18 protein-coding genes and 2 tRNA genes are annotated in these 19,693 nt (G+C 69.8%); 12 read left to right on the top strand and 8 right to left on the bottom strand.

Annotated elements, in window-relative coordinates; all coding sequences use genetic code 11:
- The first annotated feature begins 135 nt into the window (after positions 1–135).
- Both ACRAKI_RS06595 and ACRAKI_RS06590 read left to right on the top strand, forming a co-directional pair.
- Entirely contained in the window at positions 136–2,430 is a 2,295-nt protein-coding gene (locus ACRAKI_RS06595; protein WP_447006152.1) for an FdhF/YdeP family oxidoreductase, read from the top strand.
- A gap of 141 nt (positions 2,431–2,571) precedes the next feature.
- A complete protein-coding gene (locus tag ACRAKI_RS06590; RefSeq protein WP_447006151.1) occupies positions 2,572–3,060 on the top strand; it encodes a hypothetical protein in 489 nt (162 codons plus the stop codon).
- A 65-nt stretch (positions 3,061–3,125) separates the two neighbouring features.
- On the opposite strand, the gene ACRAKI_RS06585 is transcribed toward ACRAKI_RS06590, so the two are convergent.
- Positions 3,126–4,640: a phytoene desaturase family protein gene (locus ACRAKI_RS06585; RefSeq protein ID WP_447008349.1), complete on the bottom strand. Its 1,515-nt coding sequence runs from the start codon at positions 4,638–4,640 to the stop codon at positions 3,126–3,128.
- 81 nt (positions 4,641–4,721) lie between these two features.
- Here ACRAKI_RS06585 and fdhD point away from each other — a divergent pair, with 81 nt between their 5' ends.
- The 4 genes from fdhD (at position 4,722) to ACRAKI_RS06565 (ending at position 8,444) form a co-directional block, all read left to right on the top strand.
- Entirely contained in the window at positions 4,722–5,546 is an 825-nt protein-coding gene (fdhD, locus tag ACRAKI_RS06580; RefSeq protein WP_447006150.1) for a formate dehydrogenase accessory sulfurtransferase FdhD, read from the top strand.
- Positions 5,543–6,709: a CaiB/BaiF CoA transferase family protein gene (locus ACRAKI_RS06575; RefSeq protein ID WP_447006149.1), complete on the top strand. Its 1,167-nt coding sequence runs from the start codon at positions 5,543–5,545 to the stop codon at positions 6,707–6,709. The genes fdhD and ACRAKI_RS06575 overlap by 4 nt, the downstream gene beginning before the upstream one ends.
- 55 nt (positions 6,710–6,764) lie before the next feature.
- Positions 6,765–7,631 (top strand): alpha/beta hydrolase, encoded by an 867-nt coding sequence (locus ACRAKI_RS06570; RefSeq protein WP_447006148.1) that lies wholly within the window; start codon positions 6,765–6,767, stop codon positions 7,629–7,631.
- A gap of 69 nt (positions 7,632–7,700) precedes the next feature.
- Positions 7,701–8,444, top strand: coding sequence for a methyltransferase domain-containing protein (locus tag ACRAKI_RS06565; RefSeq protein WP_447006147.1), 744 nt, complete (start codon positions 7,701–7,703; stop codon positions 8,442–8,444).
- Here ACRAKI_RS06565 and ACRAKI_RS06560 read toward each other — a convergent pair.
- The 5 genes from ACRAKI_RS06560 to tig form a co-directional block, all read right to left on the bottom strand.
- Complete coding sequence (locus ACRAKI_RS06560) at positions 8,431–9,024, bottom strand: RBBP9/YdeN family alpha/beta hydrolase (protein WP_447006146.1); 594 nt, start codon at positions 9,022–9,024, stop codon at positions 8,431–8,433. The two genes, ACRAKI_RS06565 and ACRAKI_RS06560, sit on opposite strands and share 14 nt — an antisense overlap.
- Position 9,025: 1 nt before the next feature.
- Positions 9,026–10,306, bottom strand: coding sequence for an ATP-dependent Clp protease ATP-binding subunit ClpX (clpX, locus tag ACRAKI_RS06555; RefSeq protein WP_033438306.1), 1,281 nt, complete (start codon positions 10,304–10,306; stop codon positions 9,026–9,028).
- A 207-nt stretch (positions 10,307–10,513) separates the two neighbouring features.
- Positions 10,514–11,140: an ATP-dependent Clp protease proteolytic subunit gene (locus tag ACRAKI_RS06550; RefSeq protein WP_447006145.1), complete on the bottom strand. Its 627-nt coding sequence runs from the start codon at positions 11,138–11,140 to the stop codon at positions 10,514–10,516.
- 28 nt (positions 11,141–11,168) lie between these two features.
- Positions 11,169–11,777 carry an ATP-dependent Clp protease proteolytic subunit gene (locus ACRAKI_RS06545; protein ID WP_081915524.1) on the bottom strand — a complete coding sequence of 203 codons (609 nt, stop codon included), beginning with the start codon at positions 11,775–11,777 and terminating at the stop codon, positions 11,169–11,171.
- A 113-nt stretch (positions 11,778–11,890) separates the two neighbouring features.
- On the bottom strand, positions 11,891–13,255 hold the full coding sequence (gene tig / locus ACRAKI_RS06540; protein ID WP_447006144.1) for a trigger factor: 1,365 nt from the start codon (positions 13,253–13,255) through the stop codon (positions 11,891–11,893).
- Between the two features lie 1,247 nt (positions 13,256–14,502).
- Between tig and ACRAKI_RS06535 the strand changes: the two genes are divergently transcribed.
- A complete protein-coding gene (locus ACRAKI_RS06535; RefSeq protein WP_447006143.1) occupies positions 14,503–15,408 on the top strand; it encodes a LysR family transcriptional regulator in 906 nt (301 codons plus the stop codon).
- An 88-nt stretch (positions 15,409–15,496) separates the two neighbouring features.
- Complete coding sequence (locus ACRAKI_RS06530; protein WP_447006142.1) at positions 15,497–15,748, top strand: hypothetical protein; 252 nt, start codon at positions 15,497–15,499, stop codon at positions 15,746–15,748.
- A gap of 229 nt (positions 15,749–15,977) precedes the next feature.
- Here ACRAKI_RS06530 and ACRAKI_RS06525 read toward each other — a convergent pair.
- Positions 15,978–16,051: transfer RNA gene (locus ACRAKI_RS06525), tRNA-Pro, on the bottom strand.
- Between the two features lie 61 nt (positions 16,052–16,112).
- On the opposite strand from ACRAKI_RS06525, the gene ACRAKI_RS06520 reads away from it, so the two are divergent.
- Both ACRAKI_RS06520 and ACRAKI_RS06515 read left to right on the top strand, forming a co-directional pair.
- A tRNA-Gly gene (locus ACRAKI_RS06520) sits at positions 16,113–16,183 on the top strand.
- A gap of 350 nt (positions 16,184–16,533) precedes the next feature.
- Positions 16,534–16,887, top strand: coding sequence for a VOC family protein (locus ACRAKI_RS06515; protein ID WP_447006141.1), 354 nt, complete (start codon positions 16,534–16,536; stop codon positions 16,885–16,887).
- On the opposite strand, the gene ACRAKI_RS06510 is transcribed toward ACRAKI_RS06515, so the two are convergent.
- A complete protein-coding gene (locus ACRAKI_RS06510; RefSeq protein WP_447006140.1) occupies positions 16,875–16,997 on the bottom strand; it encodes a hypothetical protein in 123 nt (40 codons plus the stop codon). The genes ACRAKI_RS06515 and ACRAKI_RS06510 overlap by 13 nt on opposite strands.
- Before the next feature lie 621 nt (positions 16,998–17,618).
- Here ACRAKI_RS06510 and ACRAKI_RS06505 point away from each other — a divergent pair.
- Together ACRAKI_RS06505 and ACRAKI_RS06500 are read left to right on the top strand one after the other, a co-directional pair.
- The gene (locus ACRAKI_RS06505; protein ID WP_447006139.1) at positions 17,619–18,827 is read left to right on the top strand and encodes a GNAT family N-acetyltransferase; all 1,209 of its coding nucleotides are present in this window, start codon (positions 17,619–17,621) and stop codon (positions 18,825–18,827) included.
- A gap of 63 nt (positions 18,828–18,890) precedes the next feature.
- Positions 18,891–19,646 carry a hypothetical protein gene (locus ACRAKI_RS06500; protein ID WP_447006138.1) on the top strand — a complete coding sequence of 252 codons (756 nt, stop codon included), beginning with the start codon at positions 18,891–18,893 and terminating at the stop codon, positions 19,644–19,646.
- Positions 19,647–19,693 lie beyond the last annotated feature (47 nt).

Below are 19,693 nucleotides of genomic sequence, written 5' to 3'. Positions count from 1 at the left end.
GGAGGCCGGATTCACGGGCCGTTCGCAACCCCTTGGGGCCCGTGACAGCGGTCCCGCGTCGACCTGACCTCGACCGGCGATCGGACAGACCGCCGGCGTGCTCGCGCGGGGTGCGCCGGCGGCACACTATGGGGTATGGAACGCAAGCCTCCACGGCACGACATCGACGAGTCGCAACTCGACGTCAGCGAACCCAAGCGGTGGGCGGCGGGCATCCCCGGCGTCGCGGTGTCGATCAAGCGCGGGGTCGAGCAGATGGGCGTGACCCGCACCGCCGCCACGTTGCGGCTGCTCAACCAGCGTGAGGGTTTCGACTGCCCCGGCTGCGCGTGGCCCGAGCCGCAGGGTCACCGCAAGATCGCCGAGTTCTGCGAGAACGGCGCGAAGGCGGTGGCCGAGGAGGCCACCCGGCGCCGGGTCGGGCGCGAGTTCTTCGCCGAGCACCCGATCGCCGACCTGGCCGGGAAGACCGACTACTGGCTGGGCCAGCAGGGCCGGATCACCGAGCCGGTGGTGCTGCGCGAGGGTGCCACGCACTACGAGCCGATCGAGTGGCAGGACGCGTTCTCGTTGATCGCCACGCACCTGAACGGGCTGGCGACCCCGGACGAGGCCGTGTTCTACACCTCCGGCCGGACGAGCAACGAGGCCGCGTTCCTGTACCAGCTGCTGGTGCGGTCGTTCGGCACGAACAACCTGCCGGACTGCTCGAACATGTGCCACGAGTCGTCCGGCGCGGCGCTGTCGGAGACGACCGGCATCGGGAAGGGCTCCGTCAGCATCGACGACTTCAACCGGGCCGACCTGATCGTGGTCGTGGGGCAGAACCCCGGCACGAACCACCCCCGGATGCTGTCGGCGCTGGAGGAGGCGAAGGGCAACGGCGCGAAGATCGTGGCGGTGAACCCGCTGCCGGAGGCCGGGCTGCTGCGGTTCAAGAACCCGCAGAACGTGCGCGGGCTCATCGGCGCGGGCACGCAGCTGGCCGACGAGTTCCTCCAGATCCGGCTCGGCGGCGACCAGGCGCTGTTCCAGGCGGTCGGCAACCTGCTGCTGTCGTGGGACGCGGTGGACGAGGAGTTCGTGGAGGGCTGCACGAACGGGTTCGCCGAGTACGCCGACCACGTGCGCCGGCTGGACTGGGACTCGGTCGACGTGGCCACCGGCCTGCCTCGCGCCCAGGTCGAGCTGCTGGCCCGGATGCTGGCCGAGTCGGAGCGCACGATCTTCTGCTGGGCCATGGGGCTGACGCAGCACAAGCACTCCGTGCCGACCATCCGCGAGATCGCGAACGTAGCCCTCGTGCGCGGCATGATCGGCAAGCCGGGCGCGGGCCTGTGCCCGGTGCGCGGCCACTCGAACGTGCAAGGCGACCGGACCATGGGCATCTGGGAGAAGATGCCGGAGAAGTTCCTGGCCGCCCTGGAAACCGAGTTCGGCATCCCGGTCCCGCGCCGGCACGGGTTCGACACGGTGGCATCGATCCGGGCCATGCGCGACGGCAGGGCCAAGGTGTTCTTCGCGGTGGGTGGGAACTTCGTCGCGGCGTCCCCGGACACGTCGGTCACCGAGGCGGCCATGCGGAAGCTCGACCTGACCGTCCAGGTGTCGACCAAGCTCAACCGGTCGCACGTGGTGCACGGGCGCACGGCGTTGATCCTGCCCACCCTGGGGCGCACGGAAAGCGACCTCCAGCACACCGGCGAGCAGTTCGTCACGGTCGAGGACTCGATGTCGGTGGTGCACCGGTCCCGCGGCCGGCTGGCGCCCGCGAGCGACCGGCTGCTGTCCGAGGTGTCCATCGTGTGCCGGCTGGCGCGGGCGGTGCTCGGCCCGGACCACCCGGTGCCGTGGGAGGACTTCGAGAAGGACTACGACCTGGTCCGGGACCGGATCGCGCGGGTCGTGCCGGGCTGTCAGGACTACAACGAGCGGGTGCGCCGGCCGGACGGTTTCGTGCTGCCGCACGCGCCGCGCGACGCCCGCGAGTTCACCGGCACCCGGTCCGGCAAGGCGCACTTCACCGCGAACGACCTCACGGTGCTGCGGGTGCCGCCTGGTCGGCTGCTGTTGCAGACCATGCGCAGCCACGACCAGTACAACACCACGATCTACGGCCTGGACGACCGCTACCGGGGCGTGAAGGACGGCCGGCGGGTGGTGTTCGTCAGCCCGGAGGACCTGGACGCGCTCGACCTGCTCGACGGGCAGCACGTGGACCTGGTCAGCGAGTGGCCGGACGACCCGACTGGCGTGACCGAACGGCGTGCCGAGCGGTTCCGGGTGGTGTCCTACCCGACGGCCCGCGGTTGCGCGGCGGCGTACTTCCCCGAGGCGAACTCCCTGGTGCCGCTGGACTCCACGGCCACCGTGTCGGGCACGCCGACGTCCAAGTCGATCGTGGTGCGGTTGGAGAAGATCGAGACCTGAGCCGGGCGGGCGCGGAACCACGAGGGGGCGCGGTGTTCCCGCGCCACCCGCCAGTCGGCCCCGACCGGGCCCGGACGGGGACCGTAACGTCCGCGCCCGTTCGGGCGAACCTACGGGCAACCGACCCGCAGGGAGTCCCGCGTGATCAGGACCGTGCTCGCCGCCGTGGCGCTGCTGGCGCTCGGCGCATGCACCGGTACCCCGCCGACCCCGACGCCCCCGCCCTCCACCGAACAGCCACCGACGCCGACCGCCACCGACTCGGCGGGGGTGAACTGCGAAGACGCGCCGGAGGACGTGGTCGGGGCGGCGCTGGGGCTGAAGCTCAACCACCCGCGCCAGACGATCACCGGCACCGTCGTGCGCTGCTCGTACGACGGCGGCATGACGGAGGTCCGGTTCGACACCGGCGCGGACGCTGCGTCGTTCGCCGAGGGCCGTGAGGAGCACGCCCGCGCCACCGACCTGCCGGACTTCCACGACGAGGCCTACCGCGCCACCGCCGTCACCGGCGAGGTCGTCCACACCGCCGTCGTGGCCCGCCGAGGCACGGTCAAGATCACGGTGACCTCGAACGCGAACGCCGACCAGGCCCAACACCTGATCAGCGACCTCTTCGCCCGCCTCTAACCCGCGAGTCCACCACTCAGAACCTGCGAGTCCACCACTCAGAACTCGCGAGTCCAACGCTCACGTCAAGCGGACCGCTCCAGCACGGCCATCGCCGCGTTGTGGCCGCCGATCCCGCTGACCCCACCACCCCGCCGCGCCCCCGCCCCGCACACGAACAGGTTCGCCACGTCCGTCTCCACGCCCCACCGGCCGACCTCGTCCTCGGATTCCGCGAACGGCCACGCCAGCTCGTCGTGGAAGATGTTGCCGCGAGGCAGCCCCAGCTCCGCCTCCAGGTCCAACGGCGTGCGCGCCTCCAAGCACGGTTCCCCGTTGGCATCCGAAGCCAGGCAGGACTCGATCGGCTCCTCCAGGTACGCGTTCAACCCGGCCAGGTAACGCCCGACCAGCTCACCCCGCAGCGTCACGTTGTCCCGCTCGAACAACGCCGCCGGCGTGTGCAGCCCGAACAACGTCAACGTGTGCCACCCCCGCGCCACCAACTCCGGCGCGAGGATCGACGGGTCGGTCAACGTGTGGCAGTACATCTCCGCCGGCAGCACGGACGGCACCCGCCCCGCCGCGCTCTCCCGGTACGCCGCCTCCAACTGCCCGTACGACTCGTCCAGGTGCAACGTCCCCGCGAACGCCACCCGCGCGTCCACCCCGCTCCGGAACCGAGGCAGCCGCTCCAGCAGCATGTTCACCTTCACCTGGCAGCCTTCGGCCACCCCCGGCGAAGACCGACCGCGCAACCGGTCCACAGTGGCCGGGGCCACCCCGGCCAGCACGAAGCGAGCGCCCACCGTGCGCCCGTCGTACTCGACCTCACCCGCGACACCGTCCGCGTCGACCCGCGTGACCTCCGCGCCGGTCACGATCTCGGCCCCGGCCGCACGAGCCACCCGCACGAGTTCCGCCGTCACCGCGCCCATCCCGCCGACCGGCACCTGCCACTCCCCCGTGCCGTTCCCGATCACGTGGTACAGGAAGCACCGGTTCGCCTTCAGGTCGTGCAACGACGTGTGCGTGCCGATCAACGCGTCCGTAGCGACCACCCCGCGCACCACGTCATGCGCGAACAACGACTCCAACGCCTCGCCCAACGGCCGCTCCACGACCTGGTCCCACACCACCGGGTCGACCCGCCGCCGCAAATCCCCGCGTGACGGCAACGGCGCCAACATCGTCGAGGACACCGCCCCCGCCAGCGCCTCCAGTGAGGAGTACCAGCGCCGCCACCGGTCGAACTCGGCGTCCGAACCGGTCAACGCCCGGAACGACGCCGCCGTCGCCTCGCCCGGATCACGCTCCACCAGCAAGTCCCCCGCCGGCGTGTACGAGGACGCCGCCCGCGACCGCAGTGACAACCGCAGCCCCAGGTCCGCCACGATCCGGTCCGGCAGCAGGCTGACCAGGTACGAGTACCGGGACAACCGCGCCTGGACCCCCGCGAAGGCCTCCGAGCTCACGGCCGCGCCACCGACGTGGCCGAGCTTCTCCAGCACGAGCACCGCGCGTCCCGCCCGCGCCAGGTACGCCGCCGCCACCAGCGCGTTGTGCCCGCCGCCGACCACCACCACGTCGTAGGTATCCACCCGGCCGACTCTAACCAGGTCCAAGATCACGCAGCCACCTCCGTAACCTGGACAGCGGGCACACGAGCGAAGGAGCTTCACATGGGGCGAGTCACGGTGCGTCGCCCAGTGGTCACCTACGCGCGAGGGGAGTTCCGCAAGCGGGTCGACGCGCTGGCCGCCGAGGAGCCGTTGGAACTGCGGGTAGGTGGCAAGGCGCTGAGCGTCACGATGCGCACGCCGGGTCAGGACGTGGAGCTGGCACACGGCTTCCTGCTCAGCGAGGGCGTCATCGGCGGTCTGGAGGACGTCGCCGTGGCGCGGTTCTGCGAGGGCACCGGGCCGGACGGGCTGAACACGTACAACGTGCTGGACCTGGCTCTGGCCGACGGTGTCGCACCGCCCGAGGTGGGCGTGGAGCGGAACTTCTACACGACGTCGTCCTGCGGCGTGTGCGGCAAGGCGGCGTTGGACGCGGTGAAGCTGAAGACCCGCTTCTCCCCCGCCGCCGACACCTCGACGATCGGCGTCGACGTGCTGTCGACACTGCCGGACGAGCTGCGCGAACGGCAGAAGGTGTTCGCCTCGACCGGTGGCCTGCACGCCGCCGGGCTCTTCACCACATCAGGTGAGGCGCTGGTCGTGCGGGAGGACGTGGGCCGGCACAACGCGGTGGACAAGGTGCTCGGCTGGGCGGTCCTCCAGAACCGGATCCCGCTGGGCGGGACGGTGCTGATGGTGTCCGGGCGTGCGTCGTTCGAGCTGGTGCAGAAGGCCACCATGGCCGGTGTGCCGGTGCTCGCCGCCGTGTCCGCGCCGTCGTCGCTGGCCGCCGAACTGGCCGAGGAGCAGGGCGTCACGCTGATCGGCTTCCTGCGCGGCGACTCGATGAACGTCTACACGGGCGCCGACAGGGTCGTCGGGTGAGACCGCTGGACGGCGTGCTCGTCGTCAGCCTCGAACAGGCCGTCGCCGTCCCGTACGCCACCCGGCTGCTCGCCGACCTCGGCGCCCGCGTGGTCAAGGTCGAGCGGCCGGACGGCGGCGACTTCGCCCGCCACTACGACACCGCCTGCGGCTCGGTGTCCTCGTACTTCGCCTGGACGAACGTCGGCAAGGAGTCGCTGACGCTGGACCTGAAGCACCCGGCGGGCCGCGAGGTGCTGGACCGCCTCCTCCCGACCGCCGACGTGGTCCTGTGCAACCTCTCACCCGCCGCCGCGCGTCGACTGGGTGTGGACGCTTCCTCACTCCGTGCGGCGAAACCCGATCTGGTGGTCGGCGAGCTGTCCGGCTACGGCGACGAAGGCCCGTACGCGTCACGCAAGGCGTTCGACGCGCTCGTGCAGTCCGAGGCCGGGCTGGTCGAGCTGACCGGGGAGGGTGACGTGACCGCACGCGCGGGCATCTCGGTCGCCGACATCGCGGCGGGCGTGCAGCTCCAGTCGGCCGTGCTCGCCGCCCTCCTGCACCGGGCCCGCACCGGTGAGGGCGCCACGCTGCGGCTGTCGCTGTTCGAGGCGATGACCGAGTGGATGCACCAGCCGATGCTGTACGCGGTGGGCACCGGTCAGGCCGCGCCACGCACGGGGGCGCACCACCCGAGCATCGCCCCGTACGGCCCGTTCCCGTGCGCGGACGGCGCCGTGCACCTGGCCGTGCAGAACGACCCGCAGTGGCGTCGGCTGTGCGCGCTGCTCACCAGGCCGGACCTGGCCGACGACCCGCGGTTCGGCACCGTCAGCTCCCGCGTCGCGAACCGCGCCGCCCTGCACGCCGAACTCGACTTCACCGCCTGGCCGGCCGCCGACCTGATCGACGCGCTGGACCGCGCCGACGTCCCCGCCGCCCGCACCCGCAGCGTCGCCGACCTGCCGGACCACCCCCAGCTCACCACCCGCGACCGGCTCGCGCACGTGCCGGTGCCCGACGGCGGCATCACCGTCCTCCGCCCGCCCGTCGACTCCACCGCCTGGGAGTGGACGCCGGGTTCGGTGCCCGCTCTGGGCGAGCACACCGACCACGTACTGCGCGGGCTCGGCTACTCCGCGGAACGGATCGCGGAACTTCGGGCGGAGTCGGCCATCTGACGAAACACCCGGTCCACCTCGCGCGATGTGACGGAGGGATCGGTTGGGGGAGAACATGATCAGCAGGCGGACCGCGCTCGGCGCGCTGGGGGCAGGCGTCGCGGCCACGGTGGGGATCGCAGCGGCGTCGGACGGGGACACGCCGTTCGGTGAGGCGCTGCGGCATGCTGTGGGCGTGGCCGGTCCAGTGCCTGCGGTGCAGCGCGCCGTCGTGCGCGTCGAACGGGTGCGCTCGGAGTTCCGAGGCCGTGACGTGGACCTGCTCACCATGGTCCCGCCGGGCGTGCCGACCGAGGGCCTGCCCATGTCGATCCTCCTCCACGGCCGCTACGGCACGGCCCGCCTGGCCGCCGTGGGCGGTATGTCCGAGGTGCTGGTGGCAGCCGTCGGTCGGGGCCAGATCCCGCCGTTCGGGTTCGTCGCGGTGGACGGCGACAACCACTACTGGCACGAGAACGTCCCTGGTGACGACCCGATGGCGATGCTCCTGGAAGAGGTGCCCCGGTGGCTGGCCGAACGCGGCTACGGCGCGCCGTTCGCCTGCACGGGGGTGTCGATGGGCGGCTTCGGGGCGCTGCTCTACGCACGCCGACGCCACGAGCGGCGTGATCCGGCCAGGGCCGTCGCCGCCATCGCCCCCGCCCTCATCACGGAGTGGGCCGAGATGTCGAAGCGGGCCGCGTTCACCGGCCCGGAGCAGTGGGCCTCACTCGATCCGCTGAAGAACCTGGACAAGCTCGGCACCACCCCGATCGGCGTGTGGACGGGCGACCGGGACCGGTTCATCGAGGGGACGCGGAAGTTCATCGCGGGCACCAAGCTCGCCGTCGGCTCCATCACCCCCGGCGGCCACGACGACACCTTCTACCGCAAGATCGTCCCCGACGTCATCCGCTTCCTCGGCAAACGCGTCCCCCGCTGACCCCGCGTCCCCGCTGACCCCGCACAGGACTTCCACAGGACCTCCACACCGCTGTGGTTGCCTGGTCTCATGCCGACGCGACCGGACCCCATCACCTACCTGGACCACGTGGCGGAAGCCGGCCGCGCCTACAAGCGGCGCCTGCTGGACGCCTTGGACCTCCGGCCACACCACACCGCCCTGGACGTCGGCTGCGGCCCAGGCACGGATCTGCCCGCCATGGCCGAACGCGCGGGCACCGTCATCGGTGTGGACCTGGACCCGACCATGGTCGAGGAAGCGAGACGGCGCACCGCCGGACTCGCCGTGGACGTACGGCCGGGCGACGCCCACGCGCTCCCCGTCGAAGACGACAGCGTGGACCGCGCGCGTGTGGACCGGGTCCTGCACCAGGTGACCGACCCGGCCGCCGTCCTGGCCGAACTCCGCCGAGTCCTGCGCTCCGGTGGACGTGCGGCGCTCGCCCAACCCGACTGGGAAACCCTCGCGGTGGACCCCGGCTCGGTGGCCACGAACCTCGCGTTCAACCGGTTCGTCTGCGACCGGATCGTGCGCAACCCCGTCGTCGGCCGCCAACTGGCGCGCCTCGCGGTGCGAGAGGGCCTGACCGTCGTGGCGGTCGACACCGAAGCACCCGTGCTCCGGGACTTCCCGACCGCCGACGAACTCCTCGGCCTCACCCGCAACGCCCACCGCGCCGTCCAGGCGGGCCGCATCACCCGCCGCGCCGCCGACACCTGGTTGGCCGACCTCGCGACCGGCCCGTTCCTGGCCACGTTCACCCTGTTCAGGGTGGTGGTCAGCGCGGAGTGAGGGGCACTCGGCCGCTGCGGACCCACTTCAACACCGCGCCCCACGGCCCGTAGCCGGCGTCCACGTTGAGGTGACCGCCGCCCACGATGACGTCCAGGTCGATCCGCAACGCCTCGGCCAACTCCTTGGCCTGCGACAACGTGCAGTACGGGTCACCCTCGCCGACCACGAGCCGGGTCGACACGGCCGCCCGCCGCACCGCCGTCGGGTCGAGCACGGGGTGCAGGAAGCCGGAGATCAACGGCTCATCGGCGTAGTCCGGGGCGGGCGGCGCGACCAGCAGCACCCGGTCCACCCGCAGCGCCTCATCGAACGGGCCGGCCGCGTGGTGCAGCCACAGCAGCCCGGCGAGCGAGTGCGCGACGACCACGCGTTCGACCGGACCGGCTGCGAGCATGGCAGCCAGGTGCGCCCGCAGTTCGTCCAGCCACACCGGCAGCTCCGGCTGGTCCGGGGTGCTGAACTGGGGCAGGTCCACCGCCCCACCGTGGTGGGCCAGTTCGCCTGCCAGCCAGTTCTGCCAGTGCGTCGGCCCGGAACCACCCAGGCCGTGCAGGATCAGCGTGTGCGGGAGGGACAACTCACGCCGACTTCTCGCGGCGCTCCCGGCGCGAGGGCTGCCGGGCCACGATCGTGGGGTTGACGTTGTCCTTCACGGTCTGCTCGGTGATGACGACCTTGGCGACGTCCGTGCGGCTCGGGATGTCGTACATCACCGGCAGCAGGACTTCCTCCATGATCGCCCGCAGGCCGCGGGCGCCGGTGCCGCGCAGGATCGCCTGGTCGGCGACGGCCTCCATCGCGGTCCGGGTGAACTCCAGCTCGACGCCGTCCATCTCGAACAGCTTCTGGTACTGCTTGACCAGCGCGTTCTTCGGCTCGGTCAGGATCCGGACGAGTGATTCCTTGTCCAGGTTCGTGACGCTCGCGACCATCGGCAACCGGCCGATGAACTCGGGGATCAGACCGAACTTGATCAGGTCCTCGGGCATCGAGTCGGCGTAGTAGTCCGCCGCGTCGACCTCGGCCTTGGTGCGCACCTCGGCGCCGAAGCCCAGCCCGCGCTTGCCCACCCGGTCCTGGATGATCTTGTCCAGGCCCGCGAACGCGCCCGCCACGATGAACAGCACGTTCGTCGTGTCGATCTGGATGAACTCCTGGTGCGGGTGCTTGCGACCGCCCTGCGGCGGCACGGAGGCCGTGGTGCCCTCCAAGATCTTCAACAGCGCCTGCTGCACGCCCTCGCCCGACACATCGCGGGTGATCGACGGATTTTCACTCTTTCGAGCGATCTTGTCGACCTCGTCGATGTAGATGATGCCGGTCTCGGCGCGCTTGACGTCGTAGTCCGCCGCCTGGATGAGCTTGAGGAGGATGTTCTCCACGTCCTCACCCACGTAGCCGGCCTCGGTCAGCGCCGTGGCGTCCGCGATGGCGAACGGCACGTTCAGCATCTTCGCCAGCGTCTGGGCCAGGTAGGTCTTGCCGCAGCCCGTCGGGCCGAGCATGAGGATGTTCGACTTGGCGAGCTCCACGCCGTCGTCGCGGCCCTCACGCCCGCGGTCACCCGCCTGGATGCGCTTGTAGTGGTTGTAGACCGCCACCGAGAGCGTGCGCTTGGCCTCGTTCTGGCCGATCACGTACTGGTCGAGGAACTCGTGGATCTCGGCGGGCTTGGGCAGCTCGTCGAGCTTGACGTCACCGGCCTCCGCGAGTTCTTCCTCGATGATCTCGTTGCAGAGGTCGATGCACTCATCGCAGATGTAGACACCGGGGCCGGCGATGAGTTTTTTCACCTGCTTCTGGCTCTTACCGCAGAAAGAGCACTTCAGCAGGTCGCCGCCGTCACCGATACGTGCCATGACCGCTGACCTCTGTCCCCTCCGGCACACGACCTGGTGAAGTGCGCCTGACTGCTGATGTGGCGAGTGCCCGCTGGATGCGGGGTCCGCCCGTTCCCCTCGACGGTACCTGTCCTACCCGCCTGTGCGGGAGGACCAGCGTGCCCCCGACACGCCGAACTGAACAGGACCCCTGGTCAGCTCGGCGTGTCGGACGCCACGCCGGTGCTACTTCGCCGAGAGCTTCCGGTACGGCAGAACGCTGTCGATCAGGCCGTAGTCCTTCGCCTCCGCGGCGGTGAGGATCTTGTCGCGCTCGATGTCCGTGCGCACCTGCTCGGGCGTCTGGTTGGTGTGCCGGGCCAGGGTCGTCTCCAGCAGCCTGCGCACCCGCTGGATCTCGTTGGACTGGATCTCCAGGTCGGAGACCTGCCCGTAGACGCCCTCGGTGGCCGGCTGGTGGATCAGGATCCGGGCGTTGGGCAGCGCGTGCCGCTTGCCCGGGGTGCCCGCCGAGAGCAGCACGGCCGCCGCCGAGGCCGCCTGGCCCAAGCAGTAGGTCTGGATGTCCGGGCGGACGAACTGCATGGTGTCGTAGATGGCCATCAACGAGGTGAACGAGCCACCCGGCGAGTTGATGTACATCAGGATGTCGCGGTCGGGGTCCTCGGACTCCAGCACGAGCAGCTGTGCCATCACGTCGTTGGCCGACGCGTCGTCCACCTGCACGCCGAGGAAGATGATGCGTTCCTCGAACAGCTTGTTGTACGGGTTGGACTCCTTGATGCCGTAGCTGGTGCGCTCGACGAACGAGGGGAGCACGTACCGGGACTGCGGCGCGTGGAACTGGCTCACTTCAGGTCTCCTGGTGCTCTGCTCGCGGTCAGTTGGTCGACGCCTGGCTGGCGCGGCTGATCACCTTGTCCACGAAGCCGTACTCGAGGGCTTCCTGGGCGGTGAACCAGCGGTCGCGGTCCGAGTCGGCGATGATGCGCTCGACCGGCTGGCCGGTGTGCTCCGCGATCAGCTCGGCCATCTCGTGCTTGGTCTTGGTGAGCATGTCCGCCTGGATCGCGATGTCCGCCGCCGTGCCGCCGACACCCGCCGAGGGCTGGTGCATGAGGATGCGGGCGTGCGGGAGGGCGTGCCGCTTGCCGGGCGTGCCCGCGGAGAGCAGGAACTGCCCCATCGAGGCGGCCAGGCCCATCGCGTAGGTGGCCACGTCCGGCTCGATGAGCTGCATCGTGTCGAAGATCGCCATGCCCGCGGTCACCGAGCCACCGGGCGAGTTGATGTAGAGCGTGATGTCCTTCTCCGGGTCCTCGGCCGCGAGGAGGAGGAGCTGGGCGGTGATCTGGTTGGCGATGCCCTCTTCGACCTGCGACCCCAGCACGATGATCCGCTCACGGAGCAGGCGCTCGTAGACCGAGTCGTTGAGGTTCATCCCCGTGGCCGCTCGCATCTCGGGCGTCGGGAAGGAATGCTGCGTCACGTCTGCCTGCCTAACTTTGCCGACTAGCTGTGCCGAAAAGAGTCTCGTAGCAACGACCTTAACGAAGGCGGGCGGCGTCGACGTCCCGACACCGCCCGCGTTCGCTCAGGGCTTCACTCCGCGTTGGCGGCTTCCTCAGTGGACTTGGCCTCGGGCTTCGCCTCACCGAAAAGCTCGTCCAGGTCGAGCGCGTTGCCGGCCGCGTCGGTGACGGTGGCCTGGCGGACGACCGTGGCCAGCGCCTTGCCGCGGCGCACGTCGGCGAAGATCGCGCCGAGCTGGCCCGACTGCTGCGCCCGCTTGACGTACTCGTCCGGGCTCACGCCGAACCGCTGGGCCTGGTAGATGATCCGCTCGGTCAGCTCGGCGTCGGTCACGCTGAGCTGCTCGGCGTCGGCGATCGCGTCCAGCACGAGCTGGGTCTTGACCGCCTGCTCGGAGGTCTCGCGCAGCTCCGCGTCGAACTCCTCCTTGGTCTGGCCCTGCTCGGCCAGCCAGTCGGCGAAGCGCGACTCGTCGTGCTCGAGGGCGTGGATCGCGTCGTGCGCACGCGCGTCGACCTCGCCCTGGACGACGGCCTCGGGCAGCGGCACCTCGACGCTGGCCAGCAGCGCCTCCAGCACCTTGTCGCGGGCCTGGACGCCCTGCTGCATCTTCTTCACCCGGGCCAGGCGGGTGCGCAGGTCGGCCTTCAGCTCGTCCAGGGTGTCGAACTCGCTCGCGAGCTGGGCGAACTCGTCGTCCAGCTCGGGGAGCTGGCGCTCCTTGACCGAGGTCAGCACGACGGTGACGTCGGCGTCGCGGCCGGCGTGCTCACCGGCGACCAGGGTGGTGGTGAAGTTCCTGGACTCGCCCTCGGAGGCGCCGATCAGGGCGTCGTCGATGCCCTCGACGAGCTGGCCGGAGCCGATCTCGTAGGACAGGCCGGCGGTCCTGGCCTCCTCGACCTCCTCGCCGTCCACGGTCGCCGACAGGTCGACCACGACGAAGTCGCCGTTCCCGGCCGGGCGCTGGACGCCGGTCAGGGTGGCGAAGCGGGCGCGCAGCTCGTCGAGCTGGGTGTCCACGTCCTCGTCGGTGACCTCTTGGTCGTCGACGCTGACGGTCAGGTCACCGAAGGCCGGGACGGTGATCTCGGGACGGACGTCGACCTCGGCGGTGAACGCCAGGGACTCACCGTCCTCGATCTTGGTCACCTCGAAGTCGGGGCGGCCGAGCGTGCGCAGCTCACCGGAGTTGACGGCCTCCAGGTACTTGGCCGGGATGGCCTCCTGGACGACCTCGTCCAGGACGGGCGCGCGGCCGATGCGGCTCTCCAACACGCGGGCGGGGGCCTTGCCGGGGCGGAAGCCGGGGATGCGGACCTGCTTGGCCAGCTTCCGGTACGCGCGGTCGAAGTCCGACTTGAGCTCGTCGAACGGCACCTCGACGTTGATCCGGACCCGCGTCGGGCTCAGGTGCTCGACGGTGCTCTTCAACGTGGTCTCCTCGTAACGGGCACGACGTGCGGAACATCCCGGGAACGCGTCTGGGTGCGCCGGGATTCCGCCTGAGTCTAGGCGGTCCGCCGGGGCGGGGGCGCTAGCACCCCGGGTCCGGGGGCCGCAAGGGGCTGCGACGGCGGTGCCGCCAGGGCATCCGGACATTGTCGCGGCAATCCGGGGTGAGCGGGAATCACATTCCGGCTGCGGTCCGCGGAATTCTTGGTGTCGGCGGGTTTCGTCGCCGGGAACGCTCCCAAATGCAGCCCTGCGGATGCCCTTGGGTTACCCCTCACGCCCCCTCCACTGGCCACATGGCGCGCGCAACCTGCAACGCGTCGAAAATCACAACAGTGGCTATAAAACAAAGCACGGTAAGTGCGGTCTTGGCGGCGAGTGACCGGCGGACGCGTTCCGGGCGCGTTCCGGCCATGTTCCGGGTTCGTTCCGGGGCTTGACCACGACCGACCACCGATGCGCCAACGGGTGCGCACGCGGCGTGAACCGCACTTTTCGGTCTCGTCGGTAGGCCGTTCAGCTGTATCGACACCGCCATGTGGCCGATCTGCCCTCCGAATCGCTAGGCCATTCGAGTGACACTGGGATCCACGGGTATAGCTCCTCGCGTCATCACCGAGCGAAGCCACCCACCGGTCGTGTAACACGTATGGCGTAACGGCAGGTGACGGTGAGCAACCACTACAGGGAAGGGGTTGGGCACAAGGAGTGAATTAGGGCCGTTTGGAGTAGCACCCGACAGAAAGTTTTCACTTGTCGAGATGACTCCAGTCGCCGTAGTCCATTAGTGTGGGTTTCAGGTAGCGTGACGCCCGGACCCGCGTGTTCGACCAGGAATAATTCGTGTTGCCGGACGTTCTGGGGGGTCAGCAGCGGACGCAACCGGCAACCGGGACCGACAGGAACGAGCCAGACAATGTCATCGAGCTCTTTAACCACCTACCAGACAAGGTGCCGATGACCCGATGAGATCCATTCCGCCGCTGCCGAACACAAAACCAGGATCATCGCTGGGCACCGGCTGTGCCGCCGGTGTCGTACAGGTGGCGGGTATACCGCCCGGCCACCGGGTGCCATCCCTCACGGTAGTGCGGCGATGTTGATCGACCTCGGCCGCGCGCACGCATAAGCGCAGCCAGGGTCGGCTGCCGCCATGCACAAGAGATCACGACGCCGTCCTACACCGGCCTCTCGTGGACCACTTATCCGCACCGTTGGGGAGCTCCATGGAGACGCGTCAACTTTTGGCGTTCACAACTGTGGTTCAAACGGGCAGTTTCACCAAGGCAGCCGCCACGCTGAATTGCTCGCAGCCCACCATCACCACCCGGATCAAGGCACTCGAAGAAACCCTCGGCGTGCCCCTGTTCCGGCGACTTCCGCGCGGCATCCAGATGACCTCTGCCGGTGTCGAGCTCTTACCGTTCGCACGCAACATCATCACCCTGACCGACAAGGCGAGAAAAGCCATAACGATGAACGGCGAGCCGCACGGCAAGCTGGTCATCGGCAGCGCACAGAGTCTGACCGACTACCGTCTGCTACCACTGATCGAGTACATGTGCTGGCGCTACCCGAGCGTCCAGATCTCGCTCCACTCGCGGAACACCCAGGCGAACCTGACCTCGGTGCGTGAGGGGCGGCTGGACTGCACCTTCTTCATCGGCTCCGTGGAGCCCCGCGAGGGGTTGGAGACGACGGTGCTGTGCCCGGAGCCGTTGGCCATGGTCGCCGGTCCCAGCCACGCGCTCACGAGGCGTTCGGTGATCACCGAGGACGAGTTGCGCGGAAGCACGCTCATCCGGGCCGAGAACGGCGCCAGTTACTACGAGCAGTTCGAGCAGGCGTTGGGTTTGCAGGAGACGGAGTCGAAGTCGCCGGTGCTGGCGCTCGACTCCATCGACGCCGCCAAGCGGGCGGTCGCCTCGGGTCTGGGGATTTCGCTCGTCCCCGAGGTGACGGTCGCGACGGAACTCGCCGACGGCAGGCTGTGCCGCCTGCCCTGGGTCCCGCCGTTCAGGGTGTACACCCAGTTCGCGTGGCGGAGGGACAACTCCACCAACCCGTCCGTGACGGCACTCGTGTCGGCGGCGGCGCAGGTGGTTAGCGAGCAGGTGGCCACACCGGCATGACTGGGGAGCCGTTCTTGAGCGCCCGGGCGCGGGTGTGCTCAAGAACGGCCCGCGTTTCACTACGCGGCGTGTCGGGTAGGCCGTACCAATGAGCGTCAAGGCAAGTGATCTGCGGGGGTTGTTGGACTCCCCACTGCCGGACCCCAACCTGGTCCTGATCGAGGGACGGTTGGAAGTGGTGCAGGTTGACGACCTGGACACCGACCGCTACCGCGGTGCGCTGCTGCTCCTGTCGAGAGCGGAACTCCTGGCCCGAGGCGTGGACGAGACCTCGCCGGACGAAGAGCTGGAGCGACAGGCCGCGATCGTGTCGACGGCCGTGAACGACCTGGGCGCCTAGCTGTCGTCGTCCTCAGGCTCTTCGGGCACTTCCGGCTCTTGGATCACGTCAGGCTCTTCACTCTCGACTCCGAACCCGGGCGCCTGCTCAGGCGCTCCGGTCCCGGGGTCGGCAGCGGCGATCCGGGGCTTCCCGAACTCGGGGTTCGGCTCGAACGGTGCAGTGGTCATGCGGACCGGATACCCGGGAAGGAGCCCTGACCAACCACGAAGGTCGGCCAGGGCGACCGTCGGGGCGACAGGATTTGAACCTGCGACCCCCCGCTCCCAAAGCGGGTGCGCTACCAAGCTGCGCCACGCCCCGGTCCACCCCACCCTATCGCGACCAGCTAAGCTACTCCCGCGCCCACCCCGGTAGGCGCGGTGCGGGTGTAGCTCAATGGTAGAGCCCCAGCCTTCCAAGCTGGTCATGCGGGTTCGATTCCCGTCACCCGCTCTCGGACTTCCCTTGCAGGTCAACAGCGGTGCCACCCATCCTCGGGCAGCAGCGCTGTCGTGTCTCTTGATCACGTCGTGCGATTGGCGTGCGATTGACTCGCCATCACGCACTCGCTCAGCTTGTCGGCGATCTCACGATCACGCCCACTGGTCGCGCGTCGGTACGTGTCGGAGGGCCACGCAGGTGGAGTGGGCTTGTGCGAGACCGGGCCGGTACGGGTGGATCGTCGGTGGGGATCGGCTGGTCCCGCCGGCTGTCTGCACTGGCTCATGAGGCAAGCGCTCGCGGGCACATCGGAAGTCCACTTAGGACTTTCCGGCACCCGGGGTTCGAGGATGATGTGGACCATGCGTCTGGATCAGATCGTGGTGGACTGCCTCGAACCCTCACGGCTGGTGCGCTTCTGGGCTGCGTTGCTGGGTGGGGAGCCGGTCGAGCGAGAGCTTGGGTGGGCTCATGTCGCCCCGCCGGGGTGGCCCCGCATGTCGTTCCAGCCCGTCCCTGAACCGAAGTCGGTGAAGAACCGGCTCCACCTGGACATCGTCGTGGACGACGTCGGCGAAGCCACGGAGAAGGCCACCGCGTTGGGCGCCACGGCGCAAGGTGAACTGCAGACCGACGAGCAGGGCAGCTTCCAGGTCCTCCTCGATCCCGCCGGCAACGAGTTCTGCTTCGTCCGCCCCGCTCCCTACCGCCCGTAGGACGTCATCACCCGCCACAGGGCCTCGCCGAAGCGAATCGCCAGCACCACCATGAGCAAGCCGATGGTGAACGTCACCATGCATCTCAGGATCATGCGCAGCTTGGTCACGACGCACAGTGTGCGCCGCGCCCCTCAGGAAGTCAGCCTGTTGCGGCTGCCACAGCGGCACGCGACGAGCGCACCAAAGCCACGTCGCCCTCGACCGACAGGTGCTCCTCCCCCAGCCGCCCCACAGCCACAGGTCCACCGCCGACTGTGACCCGCTGACCACCGCGCATGATCGGCGTTGGGCACCCCCGAGTGCAACGCCACGGTCCACGTGCGGCCGGGTACGCGGAGGGTCACGGCCTGGCCGGACGTGTGCGCAGCGGGCGGTAGGTGGCAGCCCAGCCACAGGCCCGACCACCTCGTCGATGCCGTGCCGCTAATCCCGCCTCCAACGGCGCGGCCAAGCCGATCGCGGCCTGCGCGTCGACGCGGTGCACAGCTGTCTCATGCGCCATGCGGCGTAACCAGAAGCCGGGCGTGCGGTCCCACGGGCACCACGTCGCCGCAGGAGCAGCAGCGCGCGCTGGGTCGAGCACGGCGATCAGCGAGGCGGAAGCCCTGACGCGGAGCGCTCTCGCCAACGAGTGGGCGTCCATCAGCACGGCACCACCGAACCCGTCACCCGTACGCGACCCCTGATTTTGGCTCGCGCCGACCCGACGGACGGCGTATGAACGTGCAATGGCGCTCACCATCCGCACCCTCACGGCGGGCGACCTCGCCGACTTCCAGCGAGTCTTCGACGCCGCGTTCCTGTCCGACACCGCCGAAGACCAGCTCGAACGGTGGCGCGACATCTTCGAGCCGGAACGCCACCACGCCGTGTTCGACGGCGACGAGCTGATCGGCGGCGGCGGCATCCAGACCCGGGACATGACGTTGCCCGGCGCCGGCCCGCAGCCGGTCGCCGCCGTCACGTCGGTGGCCGTGAAACCGGGGCACCGCCGCCGGGGCGCCCTCACGCGCGTGATGAGGGCCCAGCTGCACGGCCTGCACGAAGAGGGCCGCGAGGCGCTGGCCGTGCTGTGGGCGTCGGAGGCGGCGATCTACCCCCGGTTCGGCTACGGGCTCGCGGCGGAGTTCTGCAAGCTCGACGTGCCTGCCAGGGCGACGTTCCGGCCCGGTGTGTCGGTGGGCGGCGACCGCGTGCGCGAAGTCTCGCGGGACGAGGCCATGCCGGTGATGAAGGCTTTGCACGACGAGATCCGGCCGGTCCGCACGGGTTGGCTGAGCAGGTCGGACGCGAACTGGGACTGCCACCTCGCCGACACCGAACGCGACCGCGACGGGTTGAGCGCCTACCGGTACGCGCTGCACCCGCACGGCTACGCGGTCTACCGGGTCAAGTCGCACTGGGTGGACCGCGGCCCGCGCAACGAGCTGCACGTGCGCGAGATCGCGGCCCGTGACGACGAGGCGTACGCGGCGCTCTACCGGTACCTGCTGGACCTCGACATGGTCGGCGAGCTGAAGTTCTTCACCGCGTCCGACGACCCGATCACCCACCTCCTGGAGGACTCGCGCCTCGCCCTGCGGAACAGGTTCGACTCCGTGTGGGTGCGCGTCGTGGACGTCGACCGCGCCCTGACCCTGCGCCGCTACAACTCGGACGTGGACGCGGTGCTGGAGGTCGCCGACGGGTTCTGCCCGTGGAACGCCGGCCGGTGGCGGTTCACCGTGAAGGACGGCACGGCCACCGTGCAGCGCGTGGACGACGACCCGGACGTCGTGCTGGACGTGAACGCGTTGGGCGCGGTGTACCTCGGTGGGACCAGGCTGACGTCCCTGGCACGCGCCCAGCGGGTCCAGGAGGTCACGAAGGGTGTCGTCAACGCCTTGTCGCACACCTTTTCGGGTGATCGCGACCCACACTGTCCGGAGATCTTCTGACAGGTCTCGGGAACCTCCGCCGGTCGCGGGTCGTTTTCCGGGCAACAGGCACCAGGAGGGTCGATGACCACCACGATCGTGTTGCTCGTGCTACTGGTTCTGGTGGTGGGCGCCGGTTGGTTCTTCGCCAGGTCCGCCGCCGAGAAGCGCCGCCGGGAGCTGGAGGACGCCCAGGCCGACGCGCGGCGCTGGGTCGAACGGCTGGGCGGCCAGGTGATGAACCTGACCGGCTCGGACGTCGCCTCCCAGCAGGCGCTGGCGGACGCGTCCGAGCGGTTCACCGCCGCCGGGTCGCAGATGGAGCAGGCGCGCACTGTGGAGCAGTGCCGCCTGGTCACGCAGACCGCGATGGAAGGCCTGTACTACGTGCGGGCCGCGCGCATCGCGATGGACCTGGACCCCGGTCCGGAGCTGCCGGACCTCACCGGTCAGAGCCGTGCGGGCAAGGTCATGGAGGACCGGGACGTCACGGTGGAGGGTCACCGGTACGTCGCCTCGCCGCGGCCCGGTTCGGGCACGCCGCACTACTACCCCGGTGGCGTGGTCGCGGGCCGGCCGGTGCCGCAGGGCTGGTACTCGGAGCCGTGGTGGAAGCCCGCTCTGGTGGCCGGCGCGTGGGGCTTCGGCTCGATGCTGCTGTTCAGCGCGATGTTCTCGGGCATGGTCGGTGTGCCGGCCGCGGTCGCGTCCGAGGACGCGGGCGGGGACGCCGGTGACGGTGGCGACGCCGGCGGTGAGGGCGGCGACGCGGGTGGCGACTTCGGCGGTGGTGATTTCGGGGGCGGCGACTTCGGCGGCGGCGACTTCGGCGGGTTCTGACCGCGACGGACCGAGCCACGCCGGACCGAGCCCGGTTTGATCAAGCC

The organism is Saccharothrix isguenensis, assembly GCF_052936305.1.
This window is presented reverse-complemented; position numbering and strand designations above follow the sequence as displayed.